Consider the following 25,245-nt stretch of genomic DNA (forward strand, 5'->3'; position numbering starts at 1 on the left):
CATTTTTATTATTTTACTGGATTACCACGTAGTCTACGGCTGCTCGCAGTGACAGCTCTTGGTATCCCACGCAACAACGTTTTTGAGAATAACATAGCAGTAATAATACTAATTAATCTCTTCTATTGCCTAAAAATCTCATTAAATATAAGAAAAGATTTATAAAATCTAAGTATAAAGTAAAGGCTGCCATAATAGAAAGCTTTTGTCCTACTTCATCGTTTCCTGCCATGTAATACATAGACTTAATCTTTTGAGTGTCCCAAGCAATTAACCCCATAAATACTACTATTCCAATAAGAGAAGTAGCAAAAGAAAGAGCCGAGCTTTTTAGAAATAAGTTGACTAATGAAGCAATGATAAGACCTATAAGACCCATTGCAAAAAATGAACCCATAGATGTTAAATCTCTACTTGTACTATAACCGTATAAACTCATTGCTCCAAAAACAGAAGAGCAAATAAAGAAAGTACGAGCTATTGATGCACCGGTATAAATAAAAGCTAAATATGCAAGCGACATACCGGTTAAACCGGCATAAACCCAAAATAATATTTGTGCCGTTTGCAGGTTCATTCGTCCGAAACCCATAAAAAAATATAAAGCAATACCGAGCGGAGCAAACATTATAATAGTGCCAAAACCTGTTTGGAACATTAAATTATAAATAGGCTCAACTGATATAGTCGTTACGGCTGCTACACCGGTTAGTAAAAGTGCTAAAGCCATATAATTATATACTTTAAGCATGTATTTTCTTAAGCCTTCATCAAAAGTTTTATTTTTTGAGGTGGCAGTTAAAGTTTTTGTATAATCGATCATAAGTAACCTTAGGATTATGTTATTTATATAATAAAATATAGACTCTTAAAGGTATTTTTTCAAGCTATATTTTATAAATATCTTGCATTGAATATAAAGCAGAAGGTTTATCTTGTAGCCAAATAGCGGCTTTAATTGCACCAATGGCAAAAGAATTTTTATTCAGAGCTTCGTGTTTTAAAGTGATTATTTCATCGTCACCTAGGAAAGATATTTCATGTATACCGTGAACATTCCCACCACGAAGCGAGGAAATACCTATTTCTTTTTTGCTTCTTGGTCTATTACCACGATTAAATATTATATTTAATCCTTTTTCGCTTGCAATTGTTTCAGCAAGCATAACAGCAGTTCCTGAGGGTGAATCTTTTTTATTACGGTGATGCGTTTCTAGAATTTCAACATCGTAATCATCTAGTATTTTTATTACTTCTTTAGCTAGATAGCTAAGCAAATTAGCTCCTATACTCATATTTGCAGAATATAAAACAGGTAAAGTTTGAGCTGCTTTTTCTAAAAGCTTAAAATGTTGAGGCTGGAGACCTGTGGTTCCGATTACTAATTTTGTATTATGTTTTAATGCATAATTAATTAATTTTTCTAATATTTCAGGGGTAGAAAAATCGATGATCACATCAGAATTTTTACAAAAATTATCTAAATTATTAGTACTATTAAATTTTGCTGAAATTTTGCAATCTTTAAATTTATCTATTCTTTCAGCAATAACCTTTCCCATTTTACCGGTAGAACCGCTAAGACCGATATTAATCATATTGATAATATATACTCCTAATAAATGAACAGTAAGTGGACGAAGCTTAATTTGGAAAAGAGGAATCAGTATATAAGGCGAGGAGCAGCAGCAGTTATTAATACGTGAGCTACCTGCGAACTTATTAGCAACGTACAGCATATTTCAGAAAGCTTCAGACAAGATGAATTTAAATGCGAGCCTTATCAGCGTAGATAAACTACGTAAGGGCGAGTCATGCAAAATTCCCTTGTATCAAGTTTTCTGAAATATGCTGTAGCCAATTTTTCAAATTAAACGAGTATAAGATTTATGAAAATATAATAGAGGCTTTAAATCATTTTTAATAGCGGTATTTATTACTTCACCGATAAATATAACATGATCACCGGCATCGTAAGAAGCATATTTATTACATTCTATATGACAAGTTGCACCGTTTATTAAAGGACAATCGGTTTTATTGCCAAGCTCATAATCAATTTTTGTAAATTTATTAGGTTGTGATTTAGCAAAATATTTTGAGATATCAATTTGATTATCTGCTAACATACTAACTGCAAACTTATCACTTTTTTGAAAACTGTTTATACTAAAAGAGTTTTTATTAAGGCAAAATAATATTAACGGCGGTTTTAAAGATACGGAAGTAAAAGAACTGGCAGTAAAGCCAAAAGGCTCGTTGTTACAATTTGTTGTTATAATAGTCACTCCCTGAGGGAATCGGCTCATAGCATCTTTAAATTGACTTTCTATTACTGTCCCAGCCATTTTCTCATAATTTTGTTAATGGTTCCGTCTTTTTTTAATGAATCGATTGCCTCATTAATTTCATTAATTAGTCCTGAGTTTTTAGACATACCTATAGCAAAATCGGATGAAAATTTTTCTAAAGTACTGCTTTCTAAATTTGAATTATTTTCTTTTAATTTTTTGCCTTGAAATTCCTCAGAAATAATAGCATCTATGACTCTGGTTTTTAATTCTTCAACTAACATTAAATGATTTGCTAAAGAATGAACTTTAATATTCATCGTCTGTGATAGATCTTGTGCTTTTTTTTCTAAAACACTACCGAGCTGTACTCCTACTATTTTATTCTCTAGATCTTTGCTACCTTGTATATTATCACCTGTTCTATATATTATGGCAAATCTTGCAGTAGCGTAATTATCGGAAAAGCTGATATATTCGGCACGCTCCGGTGTTACGGAAAGCTCCGCCACCGCAACATCAATATTTTCACTAACCAAAGCTGCAAGTAAACCGTTAAAGTCGAAGTTTTTTATGATAACTTTTTTATTTAGACGTTCGCTTATTGCTTTGATGATATCAATATCAATCCCAACAATCTCTCCGTCTTGGATGAATTCATAAGGAGGATTATCTGCGGCAGTACCGACTATTAAAGTTTTTTCCGTTTCTTTTTTGTCACAAGAAACTAGTAAGCAAGATAGTAAAAATATTTTCAGAAATTTCATAAAAATAATGTTTTAAGTTTGAGTATGTCCTGTGTCATCCCACGATTTGATCAGCCTTGTTGCATGGCTTGAAAAATCCGTTCGGTGTCCACCCCCCCCGTGGATTTTACTGATCCATGCAACAAGGCCACGTGGGAATGACATTGAACGCGTTTTTTGATCCACACAACAAAGCCGACTTGATTGCGGTATGACATTTGGTATAGAGAAAACATCAAGAACTCAATTTCTCCTTTAAAAGCTGATTCACAAGCGTCGGATTAGCCTTACCGCTGGTTTTTTTCATTACCTGCCCTACAAAGAAACCGAATAATTTATCCTTACCACCTCTATATCCCTCTACTGATTCAGGATTTTCAGCTATTACCTCGTCAATTACCGTGTTTAGCACGTTATTATCCGAAACTTGTACAAGTCCTTTTTCCTCTACTATTTTATCAGGTGCTTTACCGGTTTCAAACATAATTTCAAAAACGGTTTTTGCAATTTTACCGGAAATAGTATCATTTTCTATTAATTTTACCAGTTTTGCAAAGTTACTAGGAGTAATTTTGCATTCATTTATTCCTATCGATGCTTTGTTTAATTGTCCGAACAACTCACTGGTTAGCCAATTAGTAAGCATTTTAGGGTTACATTCATTTGCTGCTTTCTCAAAATACTCAGCAACTGATTCATCGGCTACTATTACTTCGGCATCATATTTACTTAAGCCAAATTCCTTCGTATATTTCTCAATCTTTTGATCAGGTAGCTCAGGTAAGTTTGCTTTTAGTTCGTTTATTAACTCATCAGAAATAACAAGGGGTAATAAATCGGGATCAGGAAAATATCTATAATCCAGTGCTTCTTCTTTTAAACGCATAGTTCTTGTTTCGCCGCTATCGGCATTAAATAAGCGTGTTTCTTGAATTATTGCTTCACCGTTTTCAAGTAAGTCTACTTGTCTTTTAGCTTCAAATTCTATTGCTTTAATGATGTTACGAATTGAATTAATATTTTTAATTTCGCATCTTGTGCCTAGTGGTTCGCCGCTACGTCTTACTGAAACATTAGCATCACAACGCATCGAGCCTTTTTCCATATCACCGTCACAGCTGCCGATATAACATAACAAATTTCTCAGCTTTTTTACAAATTCAGCCGCTTCTTCTGGTGATGATATATCAGGTTCGGTCACAATTTCCATAAGCCCAATACCGGCACGATTCAAATCGATAAAGCTGTAATGTGGTGATTGATCATGCATAGATTTACCCGCATCTTGCTCCAAATGCAAACGGTTAATACGAATAGTTTTAAGATCGCCAGTACTAGTCGGTATTTCCATAGTGCCATTTTGTACTATAGGATAGTAAAATTGTGAAATTTGGTAACCTTGCGGCAGATCGGCATAAAAATAATTTTTACGGTCAAATACCGAATATTTATTTATTTTAGCTTTAAGCCCAAGCCCTGTTTTAATTGCTTGGTGTACACAATGCTTATTTAATACCGGTAACATCCCGGGCATTGCTGCATCAACATAGGAAACCTGCGAATTTGGACTTGCTGCAAAAATAGTACTACTGCCTGAAAAAAGCTTAGATTTTGAGGAAATTTGAGCATGGATTTCAAGCCCTATTACATATTCCCATTTCCCCGTATTACCTTCAATATATGCCATAATTAAAAACCCTTTGGCTCAAATTTAATATGTTTTACACCTGACTCAATTGTCGATGCTACTTTCAAAACATTATATTCGTCTAATTGTTTACCTATAATCTGCATCCCAAGAGGTAAACCTCGTGCCGATAATCCAGCAGGAACCGATGCACAAGGTAAACCGGCTAAACTTGCAGGAATAGTGAATAAGTCGTTTAAATACATAATAGTCGGATCATTTTGTTTTTCACCGATCTTAAAAGCTTCGGTCGGTGCTGCAGGTAACAAAATGGCGTCAACTTTTGCAAAAGCATTATTAAAATCGTTTGCAACTAAACGACGTACTTTTTGAGCTTTTAGATAATATGCATCCATACAACTAGATGAAAGCACATATGTTCCAATCATAATACGGCGTTTTACTTCCTCCCCGAATCCGGCTGATCTAGTCATTTCATACATTTCGTCAAGCGTCATATTTTCACGTTCTACCCGAAGACCATATCTAACACCGTCATATCTAGATAAATTTGAAGAAGCTTCAGCCGGTGCTATTACGTAATAAACGGCAACACCGTATTTAGCATGCGGCAAAGTAATATCAACTATTTCAGCACCGGCGTTTTTAAGTAGCTCTATGGTATCCTGCCACATTTTCATAATATCAGGTTCAATAATACCGCCTTCACCAAGGCTAAGAGGTACGCCTATCTTCATATTTTTCATAGAACTTCCGATAGCGGATTGTAGCTCTGGAACTTCTGCCTTAATTGAAGTAGAATCTTTTTCATCAAGCCCCATCATCACTTCAAGCATAATGCTACTGTCTAAAACGCTTCTAGTAAGTATCCCTGCTTGATCAAGTGAGCTAGCAAATGATATCATCCCGTATCTTGAGCAACGTCCGTATGTCGGTTTAAATCCAACTAAACCCGTAAAGCTTGCAGGTTGACGTACTGAGCCGCCCGTATCGCTACCAAGAGCAGCGGATGCCATGAAGCCGCTAACTGCCGCAGCTGAACCGCCTGAAGAACCGCCTGGAACTAAATCTGCATTATCATCATTTGCTTTCCAAGGGCTAATTACATTTCCAAAACAACTAGTAATATTTGCTGAACCCATCGCAAATTCATCCATATTAGTTTTGCCGAGCATCACACCGCCCTTATCAAAAATATTTTGTGTAACGCTTGATTCATAATTAGGTATAAAATTTTTCAGTATATTAGAGCATGCCGTAGTTCTAATTCCTTTCGTACAGAAAAGATCTTTAGCGGCAAACGGGATACCTTCAAGGGTTCTTGCTTTATTTTGAGCATAATTTTGATCGGCTGCTTCAGCCTGTTTTAAAGCTAAATCAAAAGTTTCGGTAACATAAGCATTTAGGTTTTTATGCTTTTCTATTTGTTTAATATGTGCATTAACTAATTCCTTACTTGTAAAATCTTTATTTTTTAGACCTTTTACACTGTCTGCTACTGTTAATTTGTTTAGTTCCGTCATAATTATTTAACAATCTTTGGAGTGATAAAATATTTTACTTCTTTAGCAAGCTGAGCACTATTTCCGCTTACATTATCAAATAATTTATTTGATAAATCAGAACTCGTAACTTCATCCTCTCGCATTCTAGCATTCATATTAGAAACCGAAGTTAAAGGTTCTATATCTTTGCAATCTATTTCATTTAAAATATCGATCATATCCATAATAGTACTAAGCTGAGTAGAAAATTTTTCTACAGTATCTTCTTCAAATTTTAATCTAGCTAATTTTGCTATTTTCTGTGCTTCTTCTTTTATTATCATTATTCGCTCATATTTTCATTTTTTGCCGTAGAGTTTTATACTTACAACCGAACTGTCGTTATTTTTTACTGTTTTATCGCTAAAAAAACATGGAGGGATAAAGTTTTTTGTATAAAGCAATCTTTCTAAAAAAGATGAGTCTGCAGGTAAAGAATTTGTAGTCTCATTAACAAATTTTACTGCTCGGATCATTGCATCCTTTTCATCTTCATCCACAATAAAAGCGGATGGATCTTGTGAATGCTTATTATTTAGTTTATCAGGATTTAATACATACCATTTTCTGTTGCGATCTTCTTCAGGTAGCTTAAGATAATCATTGGCTGAAAAAGCCCAAAAATCCTGATCTACTACTTCAGATTTTACATATTGATAAAGTTTTTTAATAGCAAGTCCTGTTTCAATAAACTCAAACATAATTATAATCTTTCAATTTCTTCTTTAGTGAACATCATATATTTAACTATTTTATCTATAGGTTCATTATCTGCTAACATTTCTTTTGCTACTTGAATAGTTTTATCTTTTTCTCCCTTCTCTATCCCTTTTTTAAATCCTTCCGCTATACCTTCCATCAGTCCTTCTTCTTTGGCAGATTCGATAACACTATATTTATCTCTAAACCATTTTAAATGATCTTCATAAGCTACACGTTCAGTTTCATTAAAGCTCATTATTTCCATAACTTCCAAAGCTTTTTTAATATGAATATCATCAAGTTCTTCCGGTAAATTATCTTTACTTAATAAGTCATTTCTACTTAAAAAAGCTAGCCATCTATCTAACGAATTTTTAACTTTGCCTATGATATCCTTTAATTCATCAGAATCAGAAGTAAATTTTGAAAATTATAGGGATTTAATAATGTTATCTCTACTACTTTATCTTCTTCCGATACCACGGAATTAATAAGTGAAATAAGTAAATCTTTATTTTCTTCGACGCCAAAAAGTTTTTTAAATACGAGAGCTATTCTAGGAGTAAGAAACATATAATTAAACAGTCATTATTTCTTGTTCTTTTTGTTTTATTGCCGAGTCAACTTTACTGCTATAATCATCGGTTAACTTTTGTACTTGTTCAGATAAGCTATGATGCTCATCTTTTGCAATAATATTATCTTTTTCTAGCTTTTTAAGTTCTTCATTGCCATCTCTTCTAATATTACGTAATGAAATTTTAGTATCCTCACCGTATTTATGAGCAAGCTTTACCAGTTCTTTACGTCTTTCTTCAGTTAAAGCCGGTATCGGCAGTCTGATTAATTGACCGTCCGTTGCAGGAGTTAAGCCGAGATTTGCTATCGTAATTTCTTTCTCTACCGATGATACCATAGATTTATCCCAAACCTGCACGTTAATTGTTCGTGCATCAGGGGTTGATAGAGAAGCAACTTGTGAAAGCGTCATTTTACTCCCGTAAGCTTCCACGGTTACGCTATCAAGCAAATGAACCGAAGCTCTACCGGTACGCAGCCCTTTAAGCTCATGATCTAAAACTTTGAGAGCTTTCTCCATCTTTTCTTGTAAGTTTTTCTTTAAATTCTCTTTCTCCATTTTTATTTTATCCATACTAAATAATTATATTTTTATATACGTGAAGTATTTTAAGAATTAGATTTTATTTTGAGGGGTGAATACCCGCAGCCTATACTTAATTGGTGAGGATACGAACCCCCGATAAAATGAAAGAATAATTCTTATAAAGACGAGCAGTATATTATTCCTCAATTGTCGTATATTCCCCTTTATCCTGTATTACTCTAGCAAAATTTCCCTGTTCTTTTATTGAAAATACCCTTATAGGTAATTTATTTTCTCTTGCAACTGCAATAGCTGCCATATCCATGACTTGCAGGTTGTTAGTTATAACATCTTTATAGCTAATAGTGAAATATTTTTTAGCATCCGGATTTTTTTTAGGGTCGGAATCATATACACCGTCAACCTGAGTTGCCTTTAATAAAATATCGCAATTCATTTCGATTGCACGAAGTACTGCAGCACTATCGGTTGTATAAAACGGGTTACCCGTGCCGCTGGCAAAAATTACTACTTGTTTTTTTTCCATATGTCTTTTAGCTTTGCGGCGAATATAAGGCTCGCATACGCTCATCATAGGAATAGCCGATAGAACTCTTGTATAGATATTGAGGCTTTCCATAACGTTTTGTAAAGTTAATGCATTAATCACCGTTGCAAGCATACCTATATAATCCGCTGAAGCTCGGTCCATACCGATGAGTGCTGCATTAATCCCGCGGTAAATATTTCCACCGCCGACTACAATAGCGACTTCTACTCCTAAATCGATAACTTCTTTAATATCGCCGGCAATCTTTTTTATTATGTCATATTCATGCCCAAATTGCTTGTCTCCCATTAAAGCTTCCCCTGAAACTTTAAGTAAAACTTTTTTATACTTTAGAGTGTTTATATCTGATATCATTTTCTACTTCAAATTGTTTAATATCTGCTTAATTTTTTTAATCATTATACCTCTTTGTAGGTCGGTAATCGATGATTTATTGAGTGCATGCACTAATAACATATTATTATTTATATCAAGTGTTACTGTACCCGGAGTTAGAGTAATCGAATCACCATATATTATTTCGCCTATTTCTTCTAGTCCTTCTGCGTCAATCCATTCAAAAATCGGATCTATCCCTATCTCTCTTTGCCAAATTATTTTAATAACCGAGAAAGCCGATTTCCATATTTCTAATAATAACCAAGGAAAATATAATATAAATTTAATTTTAGTGAGCATTAACATTTCCGGTTAATTTGATATTTGAAGTAAAAGGTATCAGTAGCATTATAAATACAAATAACAGCCCTATCATATTAAATATATTATTTATTGCAATTACAAAAGCATCATTATTTAATTTGTTTGCTAATAACAAATATGATGCTTTTTCGGGACTCAGAACTTTTCTGCTTAATAATGCAGTATAAGAATCTAGCTGTTCTAATGCCATTATAGAAGTAGACGAGATATTTTCCGATAAATATTGCATAAAGGTTTTAGTATCATTAGTAAGTATAGTACTGATTATTGCAAGCCCTACTGCTCCTCCTAAATTACGAGTAAGATTATAAAGCCCGCTAGCGTTGCCTACTCTTTCTTTTGGCATATTGCCAAGAGCTATATTATTAGTCGGTATAAAACAAAACATTAATGAAAGCCCTCTAACAAATTGAGGAAGCACAAATGCAGCAAATTTAGAATCAGGCGTTAGAAAACTATTCAAATGACATCCAAGAGCAAACCCTCCAAGCCCTATAATAAGCATCAGGCGTAAATCTACCCCTAGCCCTAGCATTCTACCGGCGAGTGGTGCAGATAAAAATTGTGCTCCGCCCGTCACCATCATAGTAGCCCCGATTTGTAATGTATCATATCCGGCAATAGTAAAGAGAAATAGCGGTAATATATATACTGCCCCGTATAATCCGATACCCATAACAAACGAATAAAGGCAACCAAAAGTAAAGTCTTTATAAAGAAATGTTTTTAAATCTAAAATTGGATTAATAAAGGTTAGTTCTCTAATGATTAATAAAATAAAACCTAAAGCTACTGCAATACTTAAAAATAATATTAAATTATCCTCAAGCCAACCTTTTTTGTTTCCTTCTTCTAAAACATACTGTAATAAGCCGAGCGTTAAAGCCATTAATAATATACCGAGAAAATCAAAATTTTTCAGTAATTTATAATTTGGTTTATCAAAATCCCCATATAAAAAGACTACCATGCATACGAAAATACCGGGTATGACGTTTAATAAAAACATAAAATGCCATGATAAAATCTCCGTAATATATCCGCCGAGCGTAGGTCCTAAAGTAGGGGCAACAGTTACGACAAGTCCAATTAAGATAGTAACGGTAGGACGTTGCGATGCAGGAAAAATTATAAAAACGGTACTAAAGACCGTCGGTATCATAGCACCGCCAAAAAATCCTTGTAATGCTCTAAAGATAATCATGGATTCAATATTAGTTGCAAGCGAACATAATACGCTCATAACCGTAAATCCTAAAGCTGCAATAAAATAAGAAATTCTGGTAGAAAGTAACCTTGCTAAAAAGCCGGTAATAGGAATAATGATAACTTCAGCTATTAAGTATGATGTTTGAACCCAAGAAAGTTCATCGCTTGAAGCGGCAAGACCTGCAGCTATTACAGATAATGAGCTAGCGACAATTTGAATATCAAGTACTGACATAAACATCCCGACAACCATACTAAAAAAGGCAAATAATTGCTTTTTAGAAAGAGCAGGCGGTTGTAAATTATCATTTGACATAATTAAATTATACGATTTAAATTAAATTTTGTATATAGAACCTAACAATATTATAAATTATTGTTGTCATATAAGATTTTTTCAGATGTTTTTTTAAAAATAAAGTTAATAAGTGACATAAAAATACGTGTTTAAAATAAAAAATTGTTGTACAACTTTTAATTTTTAATTAAACTATTTATTAGGATATAAGTAGACAAGACCTAATATATGGTAATCATTTTATTTATATTAGCAAATAATAAATATGTGATTGATTTATTAAAAAATATTTACTATAATATTAATATTTATTAACTATAATTGATTTATCAATATGCAAAATCCAGCACAAAAAGTTATATCTTTTTCAGAACATAAATCTGATATAGAACGCATAAAGAAATCAATAGAAGAGGGGTGGACGATAGTAAAGCTAGTACCTAATAAAGACCGTTTTATCGGACTTTTAGAAAAGATTTCGCATGCTGAAGATGAAACAATCTATATTCCTCCAAGAAAAAAGATAATAGTTAATTAACACGAATAACGAATTATTACATAATCTGCTATTCAGCTTAAAAAGTTGAATATAAAAGGTGAAAGGTAGCTTTCATCTTTTATATAAAGCTAAGTATATGTTATTTTTTAGCAAAAACTTATAATTCTTTGCAAAGTATAATGGAATTGCCTAAAAAAGTAGTTTTGTTTTACACAACTCTTTAAAAAGACCTTATCGTCATTCCCGTGTAGCATTGGTGTTGTTGCATGATCAATTCCACCCTGTCATCCTAGCTCATTTGTAGCGGGATCCAGTTTAAAATACTATGGTGACTTTACGGTTAATAAAGTTCATCACCGCAGTTGCTGCAATCTTGCCTATATTATGGCTTAGGGAATCACGAATGGCGTCATGCTCTCTTGTTACTGTCTTACCGTTTAGCCTAACATTTGCCTGCTCCTTAATGTTATCAAGGATCAGTTCTATCTTTGAGATTGCATCAATGGTAGTTGCTGCCTGCTGCACTCCATGAAGTAACACGCCAACAGAGTAATGGCTGCCCTGCTGCACAAAACACTCCGCTGGATAGTTCGTTAAGCACTCTAGTATGCTTCGAGGTTTTGGTAATGTTGAAGCACGCTTGCTGCACACCGCTTTTAATAACAATTCCTACTCTAAACAGCTGTAACCGCTTAAAAAGGTATACCGTTATGAGAATTAAGAGCCATAATAACGCTCTCCGCTATCTTATTCTCTTCTGCTCTAAGCCGGATAATGCATTGTCATTTACAGCCTTTACTGCTAACTCCGTTACTTTCTCTATCGCTATTGAAAATTTCTAATTATGCAATAAGCAATATTCAATATTCAATGATTTAATGCTTGTATCTCTTTTAAGTAAGGTGATTTTGTTTTTTTCAAAAAAGGTATTACTTTTTCTCTTAAGTCAGGTATCATAATTGCTATATCAACTAAAAGTGCTTCAGCATAATCACAAATACGGCTTTCAGCAAGCTTTAAAAATTTCTTAATAAGCGGTAATATTACATCAAAATTTATTTTTTGGAATCTGATTACTATATAGTTTAATCCCTGAAAAGCTGCTATATAGATATCTTCATTTTCTTCTTGTAGAGAATATAAACAAACCTCTAATGCTTCATTATAATTTGAAGAGTTTTGACAGAAACTTAAAATAAATGCTATTTTTTCTTCTTTATCATTTAAGGAATATATTAAAGACTTATCAGTATACTTTTTTAGTTCTGTTCTAGTAAAAAAATCAATACCATTTTTAAAGTATTCTAGGTAAATTTTTCTTCTTAACCCCACTACACGGTAAGTAATTGTTCCTAAGTATCAATAGTTTCATATTTTATTCGTTCACTATCACTTCTCAAATTTTTAAATAATATAGGTAATATCAACTCTTCTTTAATATTGTTAAATCTACGAACCACAATGTCTAAAGCTTGAATGGCTGCAGCTTGCAATAATTCTTCAGGATTTTTCAAATTTTTTATAATATAATTCATTGCTTCCTCATAATTTTCATACATGCCTACATGGATAATATAGTAAAAAGATTTTTTCCATTCCGGAAAATTAGCTACTTCAGGCTGTTTTTTGAATTCTTCCTCATTAGTTATCATATATTTTTATACCTTATACTATTTTATAATTTTACCATTTGTTTTTATTAGGTTATTTTTCATAAGGATATTTTTTAAAACAGCGTCTCTCTCTATTTCTTTATATGTCCTTACATGACCATGATGTACATTACCACCTGTATTATCAAATATTACAAACTGGTCATTTTTTACATCAACAGCAATAAGTCTTTCAGTATCATTACTTATTTTATAAGCATTTTTTAAAGCCGCTTTAGGTGCTGGACTTTTTGACCACTTGGATTGATAGTGATGATAAATTATTAGTATTTTAAGTTATTTTTCTGGATACCGTGGTCAAACCACGGTATGACACGAATGCGTTTTTCTATACATTATTAGTATATCAGGTTCTACCACACCTGTCACAAAATAGGGCTATAGTTTTATTTAGAAAATGGTGCCAATGTGGGGATTTGAACCCCAGACCTACGCATTACGAATGCGCCACTCTACCAGCTGAGCTACATCGGCTGAAAATATTATTATATTATGCTGAATTAGAAATTGTATGAATATTGCTCTTACAGCTTATTTCCTTGTCATTGCGAGAAGAAACTGTAAGTTTCGACGAAGCAATCCAGTATAAAAATGCTAAAATTAGCATTTTTTGTTACTTTTTATGGATTGCCACGCAGCCTATAGCTGCTCACAATGACGACTTGGTATCCATGCAGTAATGCTATAATTTAAAGATGCGTCGAAAATCTTAAATGGAAGTGCTGTGTATCATCATATTTCTTCTTCTTAACCGGGAAGCCCCAATCCATTCTGATCGGTGCAAAACGTGTTACCCAAATAAAGCCGAAACCAACGGAAGCTCTAAGCGATTTATCGTTATAAAAACCGTTTGGAGTTTGATATTGTTTCTTATTTAGACCTACTCCCCCAACGCTTCCTAAATCCATAAAGACTGCACCGGTTAAATTAAATTCCTCAGGTACAGGTGTTGGGAAATTAAGCTCTGTTGAAAACGTATAATATCGCTCCCCGCCAAGTCCTTCATTAGTGACCTTTTCACGAGGTCCAACCCCACCGCTTGCAAAGCCTCTTAAACTATAATCACCTAAATTAAAGCGATCGGAAATTCTAATAATTTTTCCTCCAAGCCCTGCAATATCACCACCGGAAGCAGATAATTTTAAAGTAAGCTTGTTATGTATAAAAGATTTATAATATTTACAGTCAACTTCATGTTTTATATATTTGTTATCACCTCCAACGCCGGCAAATTCTTGTGTGCCGCTTACTAAATAACCGTTCTTTGGAACAATTTTATTATCGGTTTGATCATAAGTAATAGTATGTCCTATAGCAGAAGTAATGAATCTTCCCATTTGTTCTTGTAAAAATATTGAACTTGATGGAGTAGGAGCACTTAGAATATCACGTTTGATTAAATAATCTATTTCGTGACCTAAATCCTCTTTAATTTCATAACCAAGAGAAGTTTTAACTCCTATAGAGTGTAACTTATAGCTTTGATCAGTGGTATTTAATACGCTAGCACCGCGTCCTGTATAGTTTCTAAATGCGTTTACGCCAAGTGATAAATCACGATCTAAAAAGTGCGGTTCGGTAATACCGCCGTAATAGCTTGTAGTGTTTTTACTTACTTGTACACCGGCATTAAGCAGTTTACCGGTACCGACTAAATTACGCTCTAGGAAAGAGAAACGTCCGAATAAGCCGCCGGCAGTATTATATCCTAAATCAAAACCTATAGAGGAAGTAGATTTTTCATCAACTTCAACGTTAACATCATATTTATCTTTAGCTTTAGTCGGAGCTAAGCTAATTGCTACTTTCTCAAAATAATCTAAATTTCTAAGATTACGCTCACCTTTTTCAATATATGAACGGTTAATTATATCACCTTCTTCTGTTTTAAATTCTCTTCTTATAACATGGTCTTCAGTTTTAAGGTTATTAATAATATTAATTTTATTAATATAAACCTTATCGGCTTTCTCAATAATAAATTTAATATCTGCAGTATGATGAGCATTTTTCATTATATCCGGATAAACATTTACCGCAGGGTAACCGTTCGCTGTAAAATATTCTCCGATTTTTTCAGCTATATCATCAACCATTTTCATATTGAAAACCTTGCCTTGCTTAATATTAACAATTTTATTAAGCGGTGTTATATCTATATTAGTTAATTTATTGTCTATCGTAACATTACCGAAGCTATATTTTTCTCCCTCTTCAATGGAATAGGTAAGGGTGAAATATTCTTTAGTATTATTGAGTTCTGCCGATGCCGAAATTACTCTAAAATCTGCAAAACCTACAGATTGATAAAACCCTCTTAGTAATTCTTTATCATACTCCACTCTATCAGGATCGTAAGTATCGTTACTGTCTAAAAAACGAAACCAACGAGATTCTTTAGTTAAAACAATAGATTTAAGTTCTGAATCACTATAATGTTCATTGCCGCTAAAATAAATATATTTAATACCGGTTTTTGGTCCTTCTGCTATATCAAAAATAACCTTAACTCTGGTGTTTTCTAAATTTTCGATTTTAGGTGTTACTGTAGTAGCAAAACATCCGCTACGTTTATAAATTTCTAATATTTTCTTTACATCTAATTCAATTTTAGCTTGGCTAAGAGATTCGCCCGATATTGTATAAATTTCTTTAGCGAGCATATTAGTTTTGATTTTAGAATTACCGCTAAATACTACGCTACTTATAAAAGGTGTTTCAGTAACATTGACTATTAAATTACCCTCATTTGTTATATGCATATTTATATTTCTAAAAAGTGAGGTGGCATATAAACGTTTTATTGCCTCATCTTCTTTAGAATTATTATAGGTTTCTCCTACCTTAAGCTTTAAATAGCTCTCAATAGTAGAACGCTCAACCCTATGGTTACCTTCGATAGTTATTTTACGAATTACAGAGTCAGCTAATGAAATATGATAATAAAAAATCGTTAATAATAAAATTATTAACTTACTAATTGATCTGATTTTCACCTAAAACCTTCTTTAAGATTTAAATATTCTATGGTTTAATGCATTAGCTACAAATTCATCGTCATTGTGAGGAAAAACTGTAAGTTTTGACGAAGCAATCCAGAAAAAAACTCTGTAAGTCAGAATTTTTTTATTATTTTTTCTGGATTGCCACGCAGCCTACGGCTGCTCGCAATGACGATAAAGTTCTCCTACACTAATACATTTAAACATAATCAATGTTCCACTATAGTGGATAATATTAGTCAGAGCAAGTAAATCTATTATTTAAGAAAACAAATTTTGTATATCGTTGGAAACAGAAATTATAATAAGAAAAATTATGATTATTGCTCCTAATTGTAACAAAATATTTTTAGTCTTAGGATTCGGTAATTTACCTGTAATTGCTTCATATAATATAAATACTAAATGTCCGCCGTCAAGCACCGGTATAGGTAGTAAGTTAAGTAACCCTAAATTAACGGAAAGCATTGCTATAAATAATAGATACATTTGGCTTCCCCCCGCTATAGATTTTCCTGACTCTTTAGCAATAGCTACCGGTCCTTCTATCTCATCGAATGAACGTTTTCCTACAATCATTTGCGATATTGCTTTTAGAGTTAAAGCAGACATATCTATAGTAGTATTAATAGCTTCCCAAAATCCTCCTAAAACTCCTATTTTAGTATGAATAGGTTCATTTTTAGCTATAATACCGATGCGAAGAGTTTTCTTAACTTTCTTTTCTTTGGGAGGCGATATAATTATTTCTTGAGGCATTATATTAACGATAAATTCCTCATTTTTTCTTTCTATAGTTAAAGCAGAAGAACTAAAGCCGTTAATTAATATTTCTTTCTGCACATCCCCGAAATCTTTAACAGATTTATCGTTAACCTTAACAATTTTATCTCCTTCTCTTAAGTCTGCTCTCTCTGCTGGTGATGAAGCTACTACATCACCTATTATAGGAGGAATCTCTGTTTTTCCAAAGTAACAATAAAAACCTGCAAATATTATTATGGCAAGTAAATAATTAATTAACGGACCTGCTGCAACTATTAAAAAACGTTCTAAACAAGATTTAGCATAAAAAGCTACTTTTTCGTTAACTTCTTTAGTCTTATCCATAAGGTTGCGATCATAGCCGTAAATCTTGACATAGCCGCCAAGCGGTATAAGACAAATCTTCCACCTAACTCCTTGTTTATCGGTAATACCTATTAGTTCTTTACCGAAACCTATCGAGAACTCCTCAACTTTTACATTAAAATATCGAGCAATGCAATAATGCCCAAACTCATGGATAAATACCAAGATACTGATGGTTATAATAAATCCGATTATAGATAACATAAAAATTTTATAAGTTTACTAATAAATTATTTTAAGGTATAAATTGCAAGGTTACAGATATCATTTTGTCATTGTGAGTGGGTGTATTGCCTGCGTGGATGCCACATCGTCATTGCGAGCGACTGAAAGGAGCGTGGCAATCCAGTAAAAAATTCTGTAAATCAGAATTTTTTACTGGATTGCTTCGTCACAATTTTCAATTTTTCCTCGCAATGACGGTGAAACTGATACACGCAGGCAATACACCCACTCACAATGACGAAAATTAAATTTTAAATTTCTTTTCTCTATGAGTTCAAATAAAATTAATAAAAAGTCGATTGCACGTATTGCAGCAGTACAAGCTGTTTATCAAAACATATTGCAAAATAACGAAGATATAGATGATATTATGCAAAACGTACTTTCTTTTTATCAAAATAATAATTCTATAACAGATTTACCGGAGAATTTAAAAATATCATTAAGTATAAGTCATTTTAAAATGCTGGTAAAGTCAGTATTTGAAAATATTAATAAACTAGACGAAATTATCGACAATCATTTAACAAATGATAAAGATCCTGCACATATGCCGATCTTACTCCGAGCTTTATTGCGTGCCGGTATATGTGAGCTATTATTTTGCCCTACTACGCCTGCTAAAGTAGTAATCAACGAATATACGGACATAGCAAATGACATGTTAAATGAACACGAGATCGGTTTTGTTAATTCCGTATTAGATAAAATAGCAAAGGAAAATAAAAAAATCCCATGATAAATAATTTAAGCGGTTATAGAAATAAATTTGTTAGAGTGAAGACTTCTAAAAAACGTACCGTTTCCTCTAATAACTGGTTAAAACGACAATTAAACGATCCGTATGTTGCAAAAGCACGCATGGAAGGCTTTAGGTCGAGAGCTGCATATAAACTACTTGAAATTCATGAAAAATTTAAACTTTTTACTCCTAACATGAAAATTGTTGATTTAGGGGCAGCCCCTGGGGGATGGAGTCAAGTAGCTTCCAAGCTTATTAAAGCTTCGGATAATAACCTAAATAATAAAATAATCTCTATCGATTTATTAGAAATCGAACCTATTGCTGGAGTTGAATTTCTTCAAAAGGACTTTTTTGAAGAAGATACGGAAGAATTAATTATTCAGGCTTTAGACGGTAAAGCTGATATGGTAATGAGTGATATGGCATCAAATACCATAGGTCATAAAGCTACAGACCATATAAGAACCTTACTTTTATGTGAGCAAGCTTTTGAATTTGCTTTAAAAGTACTAAAACCCTCCGGTCATTTTATTGCTAAAATTTTTCGTGGCGGTGCAGAAAACGAATTATTAAATAAAGTGAAGCGTGAATTTAGAACGGTGAAACATTTTAAACCTTCATCCAGCCGCAGCGAATCTACGGAAATCTATTTAGTTGCTCTAAATAAGAAATAATGAATATGAAAGGTGAAAGGTGGTTTCCGCCTTTTATATAAATTGATTATATATGTTATTTTTTTATTTAACATACTAGGAGAGGATATAGATGATAATTACTCATATCTCCTGTTGTTTTGACTTCTTGAGCATATTCTTGACTGCAGCTTTGAAAATCATTATACATCTCAACTAAATTAGCTCCAGTTTCAGTTTCAACTATTTGATTATATAAATTATTTTTTAAATTTAGAGTATTTTTAGCATATTTTTGTATTTCTGCTTCCCAATCATCTATGGTTAAAGTAATATTCTGTTTCAAATCAGAGAAATTAACAAGTCCATGTTTACTGATTCCGGCTATTATTCCCTCAAAGCCTTCGACTATTCCATTAATTCCTAGGTATTTTGTAACTTTTTGTTTGGCAAAATTATATAAATATAATGCCCATTCTTCTGATTGTGATAGTTCTGTTTTTTTACCAGGAAGTACCATTGTTGTTTTTCCCAAATGCTTATTAGTAATATTAATAAGATTATGTTTTGCATTATATATCTTGAAATGGGTAGCTAGCTCTTCTATTGGAGTTGTTACTTTTCCGGTAAATAAATTTTTTTCGATGGCTCTTTCAATTATCGGTTTTGAGCCAGGGCTGTCAAAAGTTATAGATTTATTAAAATGTAAGTTGCGAGAATGTATTTCTACTGAGGTTAAATCTGCAATTATTGCTCCAAGTGAATGACCGCTAGTATTAAAACTATATTCTGCGGCTTTACTTAAGCTGCCTAATTTGTTAATTACTTCATTAATAAAATCCTGAAGCGGAGTTAGTTTAGTAGGTAAATAGTGAAGAGTGATAAGCCCATCGTCTAATAAATCATATATATTGAATTTTGTGCCGGCACTAGCAATATGAACTTCTTGAGTTTTTTTATTTATAAATGCGACGGCTTTATAACCATATTTAGCAGTGCTGATATGATCACATGAAGCAGTCAGTATTTCCCAGCCGCTATCTGTTAATTGTTCATTGATCTTTGATGCTTCTAGATTATAAATATTTAAATCATCTGTTTTATATGCGAGGTCTAATCCTATATAAGCAAGTTTTTTAGTGCTAATATGTTTAGAATTTTTGTGCTTAGACATGTCTATCTCTTTTTTAACCTGTAACCATATTTTATGGTAATTTGAAATAAAAGTCAACTAATGAGTTAATGTCTATTAAGATATAGAATGTGAATTTATTTTAAAGTATTAAAATACTCTGCAAGCCGCAGTAGATTAAAGAAAATTTATAGAGTTGCTTTAAAGTATAGAAGTTTACTTTCCTATTAGAGATACTTCTACCCAGTCGTCTTCAATATCTTTTGACTCTAGGGTAGGCTCTTCTATCCCTTCCGGAGTTGTATTTGAAATAGTATCAATAGCGTTATTGCAAGCTTCTACTATATCTGAAATAGTATTAGCTCCACTGTGTGCTAATCTAGCAATACCGAAAACAACATACTCTAACATATCATTGGTATTAAATTATTATTTATATTGCCTATTTGTTCAACTTCCATAGCACAAGATTGTTGCAAATCATTATATGCCCAATGGAATATATCTACTCCAATCATACTAGTATATTCATCATCAGTAATTCTAGTTGTATCGAGTAAGTATACATCCTTGCCGCTAGATGGAATAGCTTTAAGTTTTGAAGTATCTTCGTTATTTTCTAATATTTGTTCATTCCAATCGGCTATAGGTAAAACAGCATTATCTTTTAAATCAGCAAAATTCTTTAGCTTATGATTATTTATTCCTTCAACCATTTTATTAATGCCTAGATATTCTGCAGCTTTGTAAGCGGCAGAGCCAGCCATATTATATAAATATGTCCCCCATCCTTCTGCTTTTGATGATTCTGACTGCTCGATATTATTTACTTTCGGTAGAATTAAGTGTATTTTACCGGCATGATTATTGGTAGTATTAATAATATTAGGTTTTGCATTATATATCTCAGAATGTTTAGCTAACTCTTCTAGCGGAGTTATTACTTTTCCAGTAAATAAACCTTGATTTATAGCATATTTAATTACTTCTTGTGAACCTGGGCTGTCAAAGGTTACGGATTTATTAAAATTTAAATTACGAGAATGTAATTCTACGCCGGTTAAATCTGCAACTATTGCTCCAAGTGAATGACCGCTAGTATCAAAAATATATTCTGCAGCTTTCTCAATACCGCCTATTTTTTCAATTACTTCATCAACAAATTTTTGAGCCGTTTTTAGTTTATTAGGAGCATAATGGAAAATGATAAGTACATCATCCCATACATCATTCATATCTGCTTTTGTGCCGGCACTAGCAATATGAATGGCCTTAGTTTCTTTATTTATAAATGCAACAGCTTTATAACCATATTGAGCTGTATTTGCATTATCACAAGAAGCAGCAAGTATTTCCCAACCACTGCCTACTAAATGACTACCATTCATCATTAATGCTTCTGTAAGATATCGATTTGTATCATCTGTCTTATACGCAAGATTTACTCCTAAATGGGCAAATTCCTTATGGTTTATAGCATTTGTAGGAATTTCTGTTATAGTTAAAGATTCAAATTCTTTCATTTATATTTCCAACATTAGTTTATCTTAATTACCACAGAATACGGAATTTTTTAACAAATGTCAAGTATTAATATTAACATCCATTAAGTTACTATTAAATAAAAAATTGATATTTTATTACACAGTGCATTTGCATTATACTCAAAAACCATGAAATATGATAATTTAAATTTAATAAAGAGGAAACAATGTTTTCATCTAATAACATCCTTTGCTCTCTTTTCAAAAGCTATAATCATTTTTTCGGTTGCTTTGGTAAAATAAGTGCCAATTAATTTATCCAGTATTACGGACTTCATTTTAAAATCAATAAAGAATTTTAATTCAGTTCCTGCCGTGCATGGAACAAATTGCCAAGTACTTTTTAAATATTCAAAAGGTCCTGAAATAGCTACCGTATTAATCAAATATATTCCATCATCTGTTATTTCGCTTGTAACTCGTGAGTTATATTTTTCTGAAAAGCCTTTTAACTGAATTACTAACTCAGCAATGATCTCATTGTTATAGTCAATTGATTTGGACTCGCCTACAGCGTCGCTCGTCGCTCTCCTATTAGTTATAGGCTTCGCTCCTCGCTCCTTGTATCCAAATCCAACTGAATTGACTATATCTTCTGAAATGATTCTAGCGGCAGAACACCAAGGCAAGAATTTAGGGTAAGACTCTACATCCCACACCAAATCAAACAATTTCTGTGGCTTGTAAGGTAAAACCTTAATTTGCTCAAATGATGGCATAATATTAGAAATCTGTTACTTTACCTTTATGCTGCCAGTCCCCGTACCTAGTAGGCTCCAAGCCTTTAACACCGCCAATTTCTTTTTCTTTTGGCAAATTTTCTTCTTCTAATATATTATTATTTTTTTCATTCTTCATAGTAATAATGTGAGATTTAATCGTATTTATATTAATAGTAGTTTAGCTGAAAATAGCAAGATAGAATTAGCAAACGATCATATTCATTATATTAAAACGGTGCTACGTCTTAAAGTAAATGATGGCTTGCGTATCTTTAACGGTACGGATGGAGAATTTTTAGCACAAATTACCGATATAGGTAAGCCTAACCTATCGGTTAGGCTTAAAGAACAGTTAAAAAAGCCTTATACGGAATCTGCTTTAACTCTTGCTATTGCTATAATAAAGCAAGATAAATTAATGCTTGCAATAAATATGGCTACGCAACTAGGCGTAACTAAAATTATTCCGTTAATTACGAGGCGATGTCAATTTAGATCGGTAAATATCGAACGTTTAACAAAATGTGTGATTGAGGCAACAGAGCAATCAGAACGTCTTACTCCCCCGATAATTGAAAAAGCTATCACAATACAAGATTATCTTAAAAAGAATAATAATTTGATGTTATATGCTAATGAACATGCAAAAGAAGAAAATTCTATATTACGAATTTCATCATCACTTAATAATAGGTATATAACTATTATTGTAGGACCGGAGGGAGGCTTTACTAATGATGAGCTGGAACTTCTTGCCTCATATAAGAATACAAAATCTGTAAGTTTAGGAAGTAATATATTACGTGCTGAAACAGCAGCAATAACTGCTATAGCACAAGTGAGGTTGTTACGATGTCATTCCCCGCGAAAGCGGGAATCTAATCACTCTGAATGTCATCCCGCGACTTGATCGCGGGATCCAGTTAAAAATACTAAAATTACTAGTATTGTAAGTTACATTTTTGGATCCTGTGGTCAAGCCACGGGATGACACTATGTGCGTTTTCCGAGCCATGCAACAAAACTAACGTAAAATAATCATTTCTCATTTTGAGCTATATGTCTACTAAATTTTACAATTCTATAATTTATTAATCCTTCTTAAAAGTTTGATATATTACAGGTATAACAAAAATTGTAAATATAGTACCGATGCTTAATCCTCCAACTATTACAAAACCTATAGAATTACGAGCGGCAGCATCGGCCCCATCTGTAAAAACTAGAGGTAAAGCTCCGACTACAGCAGCAAGGGTAGTCATAAGAATTGGACGCAAGCGAAGTTTTGAGGATTCTATTATAGCTTCTTGAACCTTTACTCCTTTTTCTCTTAGCTGATTAGCAAATTCTATTATCATAATAGAATTCTTGGTGATTAATCCAATTAAAGTAATAAGTCCGATATTACTATACATATTAAGACTATTTTACCAGCAAGCCAGAGAGCAAGTACACCGCCGGTTATTGAGAAAGGTACGGCGAGTAATATTAATAAAGGGTCAGTAAAGCTTTCAAATTGAGCTGCAAGCACTAAATAGATAAATACAAGAGCAAATACAAATGTTATAAGCATATTACTGTCTGCCTCTCTCATTTGTTTAATGTCTCCGATATATTCAATTATAGTATTACTAGGATCAAGTAACTTAGCGGCTATTTTATTGATTTCATTAATTGCATCATCAATTTTTTCGTCAGGAGCAAGATCGGAAGAAATAGTAACGGATTTTGAATTATTATAATGATTATATGATTTTACTGATATTTTTTCCGTAATATTGGCTATTGATTCAAGCGGTAACATATTATTATTTTTTGCTCTGATTAAAATTTTACTAAAATCGCTAATATCTTTTCGATCTTTTTGATTAAATTGTAATATAACATCATATAAATCATTACCCATTCTAAAATCCCCGATTTGTTGACCTGCAAGTAAATATTGTACTGTTTTGCCTATATTTGCCAAATCCATTCCGTATAAATAAGCCTTATCACGGTTGACTTCTATACTTATAGTCGGCATTGCTGATTGTAAATTTCTATTGACGTTTAAGAAAATAGGATTTGTTTTCATTATATCAATAAATTATTGTGATATTTTATCTAGATCATCATATTCAAGGTTCGTTTGAATAGTAAACTCGATAGGGCTACTTGCATTCCCGCTAACCATTGAACGTGGATCCATAGCGAAAATCGACATGCCCGGTATTTCGGAACACTGCTATTTAACATATTCTTAATAGTTTCTTGGGAACGAGAACGCTCACCCCAATCTTTTAACGGAATGAATCCAAAAACATTATCGCTACCGCCTGCACCTATTACCATCAGATAACCTAATATATCTTTATAATTAGCAAGGATTTTTTCGGCTTCTTTCACTACTTTAGTAGAAGATTCTAAGCTAGAACCTTCAGGTCCTTTAAGAGAAACTTGTAAAAATTCTTCTTGGGGTACGAAAATTTTTTGAGTAAATTTAAAACTAATAATCAGTACTATAAATGATGATGCAATAATGATGACAAATTTCTTTTTATTGTCAAAAGTTAGCTTTAGATAGTAAATATATTTATTTTAAATAAATTGTAGAATGTCGTTAAACTTTACTAAGAATTTCGGTAAGTCCGTATTATGTTTTGTCACCATACGACTTGACATCATAGGAGTTAAAGTTAAAGCAACAAATCCTGAGAACAAAACACAAAATGCTAAAGTCCAAGCAAATTCAATAAATAATTTCCCGATAAAACCCTCTATAAAACCGACGGGTATAAAAATACGGCAGCAAGCGTAATAGTCATAGCAATGATTGCAAAGCCGATTTCTTTAGAAGCAAGCATAGCCGCTTCCATGGGTTTATGCCCCATTTCATTATATCTAAAAATGTTTTCAAGCATAACTATCGCATCATCGACAACTAAAACTATAGCAAGTATCATAGAAAGGAGCGTAAATATATTAATAGAAAATCCAAAAGCATACATTACACTAACAGTACCGATCAACGATACCGGAATTGTCACAAATGGAATTAAGGTAATTTTAGCAGAAGCAAGAAATAAATAAGTGACTAAAACACTAATATTAAATGTACTAGTTAGGAGTTGATCTGACAGTA

At 32.7% G+C, this 25,245-nt stretch carries 27 protein-coding genes, 1 tRNA gene and 3 pseudogenes; 5 read left to right on the plus strand and 26 right to left on the minus strand.

Annotated elements, in window-relative coordinates; genetic code table 11:
- Window positions 1–112: 112 nt before the first annotated feature.
- The 14 genes from AB1146_RS03825 to AB1146_RS03895 form a co-directional block, all read right to left on the minus strand.
- Window positions 113–823: a Bax inhibitor-1/YccA family protein gene (locus tag AB1146_RS03825; RefSeq protein WP_010423819.1), complete on the minus strand. Its 711-nt coding sequence runs from the start codon at window positions 821–823 to the stop codon at window positions 113–115.
- A 64-nt stretch (window positions 824–887) separates the two neighbouring features.
- A complete protein-coding gene (dapB, locus tag AB1146_RS03830; protein ID WP_010423817.1) occupies window positions 888–1,598 on the minus strand; it encodes a 4-hydroxy-tetrahydrodipicolinate reductase in 711 nt (236 codons plus the stop codon).
- A gap of 267 nt (window positions 1,599–1,865) precedes the next feature.
- Entirely contained in the window at window positions 1,866–2,348 is a 483-nt protein-coding gene (locus AB1146_RS03840) for a flavin reductase family protein (protein ID WP_010423814.1), read from the minus strand.
- On the minus strand, window positions 2,333–3,058 hold the full coding sequence (locus tag AB1146_RS03845; RefSeq protein ID WP_010423811.1) for an ABC transporter substrate-binding protein: 726 nt from the start codon (window positions 3,056–3,058) through the stop codon (window positions 2,333–2,335). Before AB1146_RS03845 ends, AB1146_RS03840 begins: the two co-directional genes overlap by 16 nt.
- Before the next feature lie 214 nt (window positions 3,059–3,272).
- Window positions 3,273–4,724 carry an Asp-tRNA(Asn)/Glu-tRNA(Gln) amidotransferase subunit GatB gene (gene gatB / locus AB1146_RS03850; protein ID WP_010423808.1) on the minus strand — a complete coding sequence of 484 codons (1,452 nt, stop codon included), beginning with the start codon at window positions 4,722–4,724 and terminating at the stop codon, window positions 3,273–3,275.
- A 2-nt stretch (window positions 4,725–4,726) separates the two neighbouring features.
- Window positions 4,727–6,208: an Asp-tRNA(Asn)/Glu-tRNA(Gln) amidotransferase subunit GatA gene (gene gatA, locus AB1146_RS03855; protein WP_010423805.1), complete on the minus strand. Its 1,482-nt coding sequence runs from the start codon at window positions 6,206–6,208 to the stop codon at window positions 4,727–4,729.
- A 2-nt stretch (window positions 6,209–6,210) separates the two neighbouring features.
- A complete protein-coding gene (gene gatC, locus AB1146_RS03860; protein WP_010423803.1) occupies window positions 6,211–6,513 on the minus strand; it encodes an Asp-tRNA(Asn)/Glu-tRNA(Gln) amidotransferase subunit GatC in 303 nt (100 codons plus the stop codon).
- A gap of 15 nt (window positions 6,514–6,528) precedes the next feature.
- Complete coding sequence (locus AB1146_RS03865; RefSeq protein WP_010423800.1) at window positions 6,529–6,930, minus strand: hypothetical protein; 402 nt, start codon at window positions 6,928–6,930, stop codon at window positions 6,529–6,531.
- A 2-nt stretch (window positions 6,931–6,932) separates the two neighbouring features.
- Window positions 6,933–7,322: a PD-(D/E)XK nuclease family transposase gene (locus AB1146_RS03870; RefSeq protein WP_355404425.1), complete on the minus strand. Its 390-nt coding sequence runs from the start codon at window positions 7,320–7,322 to the stop codon at window positions 6,933–6,935.
- A gap of 5 nt (window positions 7,323–7,327) precedes the next feature.
- A complete protein-coding gene (locus AB1146_RS03875) occupies window positions 7,328–7,504 on the minus strand; it encodes a PD-(D/E)XK nuclease family transposase (protein ID WP_010423796.1) in 177 nt (58 codons plus the stop codon).
- A gap of 4 nt (window positions 7,505–7,508) precedes the next feature.
- On the minus strand, window positions 7,509–8,069 hold the full coding sequence (frr, locus tag AB1146_RS03880) for a ribosome recycling factor (RefSeq protein WP_010423794.1): 561 nt from the start codon (window positions 8,067–8,069) through the stop codon (window positions 7,509–7,511).
- Window positions 8,070–8,232: 163 nt separating this feature from the next.
- Complete coding sequence (gene pyrH / locus AB1146_RS03885; RefSeq protein WP_010423792.1) at window positions 8,233–8,961, minus strand: UMP kinase; 729 nt, start codon at window positions 8,959–8,961, stop codon at window positions 8,233–8,235.
- 3 nt (window positions 8,962–8,964) lie between these two features.
- Window positions 8,965–9,291, minus strand: a complete 327-nt coding sequence (locus AB1146_RS03890; protein WP_010423790.1) for a monovalent cation/H+ antiporter subunit E — start codon at window positions 9,289–9,291, stop codon at window positions 8,965–8,967.
- Entirely contained in the window at window positions 9,275–10,834 is a 1,560-nt protein-coding gene (locus AB1146_RS03895) for a DHA2 family efflux MFS transporter permease subunit (RefSeq protein WP_010423787.1), read from the minus strand. Before AB1146_RS03895 ends, AB1146_RS03890 begins: the two co-directional genes overlap by 17 nt.
- 316 nt (window positions 10,835–11,150) lie before the next feature.
- On the opposite strand from AB1146_RS03895, the gene AB1146_RS03900 reads away from it, so the two are divergent.
- Window positions 11,151–11,354, plus strand: a complete 204-nt coding sequence (locus AB1146_RS03900; protein ID WP_010423784.1) for a DUF2674 domain-containing protein — start codon at window positions 11,151–11,153, stop codon at window positions 11,352–11,354.
- A gap of 276 nt (window positions 11,355–11,630) precedes the next feature.
- On the opposite strand, the gene AB1146_RS03905 is transcribed toward AB1146_RS03900, so the two are convergent.
- From AB1146_RS03905 to rseP, 6 genes are all read right to left on the minus strand, one after another.
- Complete coding sequence (locus tag AB1146_RS03905; protein ID WP_010423782.1) at window positions 11,631–11,885, minus strand: hypothetical protein; 255 nt, start codon at window positions 11,883–11,885, stop codon at window positions 11,631–11,633.
- A gap of 297 nt (window positions 11,886–12,182) precedes the next feature.
- The gene (locus tag AB1146_RS03910) at window positions 12,183–12,647 is read right to left on the minus strand and encodes a hypothetical protein (protein ID WP_232203640.1); all 465 of its coding nucleotides are present in this window, start codon (window positions 12,645–12,647) and stop codon (window positions 12,183–12,185) included.
- Between the two features lie 20 nt (window positions 12,648–12,667).
- Window positions 12,668–12,967, minus strand: coding sequence for a hypothetical protein (locus AB1146_RS03915; RefSeq protein ID WP_232203639.1), 300 nt, complete (start codon window positions 12,965–12,967; stop codon window positions 12,668–12,670).
- 419 nt (window positions 12,968–13,386) lie between these two features.
- Window positions 13,387–13,462 (minus strand) — tRNA-Thr (locus AB1146_RS03920).
- Window positions 13,463–13,677: 215 nt separating this feature from the next.
- The gene (gene bamA / locus AB1146_RS03925) at window positions 13,678–15,984 is read right to left on the minus strand and encodes an outer membrane protein assembly factor BamA (RefSeq protein ID WP_010423780.1); all 2,307 of its coding nucleotides are present in this window, start codon (window positions 15,982–15,984) and stop codon (window positions 13,678–13,680) included.
- A gap of 267 nt (window positions 15,985–16,251) precedes the next feature.
- On the minus strand, window positions 16,252–17,325 hold the full coding sequence (rseP, locus tag AB1146_RS03930; RefSeq protein ID WP_010423777.1) for an RIP metalloprotease RseP: 1,074 nt from the start codon (window positions 17,323–17,325) through the stop codon (window positions 16,252–16,254).
- 104 nt (window positions 17,326–17,429) lie between these two features.
- Here rseP and AB1146_RS03935 point away from each other — a divergent pair.
- From AB1146_RS03935 to AB1146_RS03945, 3 genes and pseudogenes are all read left to right on the plus strand, one after another.
- A pseudogene (locus AB1146_RS03935) lies at window positions 17,430–17,552 on the plus strand (lytic transglycosylase domain-containing protein); the annotation flags it as partial.
- 62 nt (window positions 17,553–17,614) lie between these two features.
- On the plus strand, window positions 17,615–18,085 hold the full coding sequence (gene nusB, locus AB1146_RS03940; protein ID WP_010423775.1) for a transcription antitermination factor NusB: 471 nt from the start codon (window positions 17,615–17,617) through the stop codon (window positions 18,083–18,085).
- Complete coding sequence (locus tag AB1146_RS03945) at window positions 18,082–18,765, plus strand: RlmE family RNA methyltransferase (protein WP_010423773.1); 684 nt, start codon at window positions 18,082–18,084, stop codon at window positions 18,763–18,765. Before nusB ends, AB1146_RS03945 begins: the two co-directional genes overlap by 4 nt.
- Before the next feature lie 67 nt (window positions 18,766–18,832).
- Here the strand turns inward: AB1146_RS03945 and AB1146_RS03950 are convergent, their stop codons facing one another.
- The 5 genes and pseudogenes from AB1146_RS03950 to AB1146_RS03970 all read right to left on the minus strand — a co-directional run.
- On the minus strand, window positions 18,833–19,897 hold the full coding sequence (locus AB1146_RS03950) for a hypothetical protein (protein WP_010423770.1): 1,065 nt from the start codon (window positions 19,895–19,897) through the stop codon (window positions 18,833–18,835).
- A gap of 174 nt (window positions 19,898–20,071) precedes the next feature.
- Window positions 20,072–20,266, minus strand: coding sequence for a hypothetical protein (locus AB1146_RS03955; RefSeq protein ID WP_010423767.1), 195 nt, complete (start codon window positions 20,264–20,266; stop codon window positions 20,072–20,074).
- Window positions 20,260–21,378: a hypothetical protein gene (locus AB1146_RS03960; RefSeq protein WP_010423765.1), complete on the minus strand. Its 1,119-nt coding sequence runs from the start codon at window positions 21,376–21,378 to the stop codon at window positions 20,260–20,262. The genes AB1146_RS03955 and AB1146_RS03960 overlap by 7 nt, the downstream gene beginning before the upstream one ends.
- A gap of 194 nt (window positions 21,379–21,572) precedes the next feature.
- Window positions 21,573–22,118, minus strand: coding sequence for an SRPBCC family protein (locus tag AB1146_RS03965; protein ID WP_010423763.1), 546 nt, complete (start codon window positions 22,116–22,118; stop codon window positions 21,573–21,575).
- 4 nt (window positions 22,119–22,122) lie between these two features.
- Window positions 22,123–22,236: pseudogene (locus AB1146_RS03970) on the minus strand (DUF1674 domain-containing protein); the annotation flags it as partial.
- Between the two features lie 30 nt (window positions 22,237–22,266).
- Between AB1146_RS03970 and AB1146_RS03975 the strand changes: the two are divergent.
- Window positions 22,267–23,031, plus strand: a complete 765-nt coding sequence (locus AB1146_RS03975) for a 16S rRNA (uracil(1498)-N(3))-methyltransferase (protein WP_010423756.1) — start codon at window positions 22,267–22,269, stop codon at window positions 23,029–23,031.
- A 181-nt stretch (window positions 23,032–23,212) separates the two neighbouring features.
- Here the strand turns inward: AB1146_RS03975 and AB1146_RS03985 are convergent.
- Window positions 23,213–25,207, minus strand: a pseudogene (locus tag AB1146_RS03985) (efflux RND transporter permease subunit); the annotation flags it as partial.
- Window positions 25,208–25,245 lie beyond the last annotated feature (38 nt).

Source organism: Rickettsia helvetica, from assembly GCF_963970025.1.
In the GTDB taxonomy this organism is placed as follows: domain Bacteria; phylum Pseudomonadota; class Alphaproteobacteria; order Rickettsiales; family Rickettsiaceae; genus Rickettsia; species Rickettsia helvetica.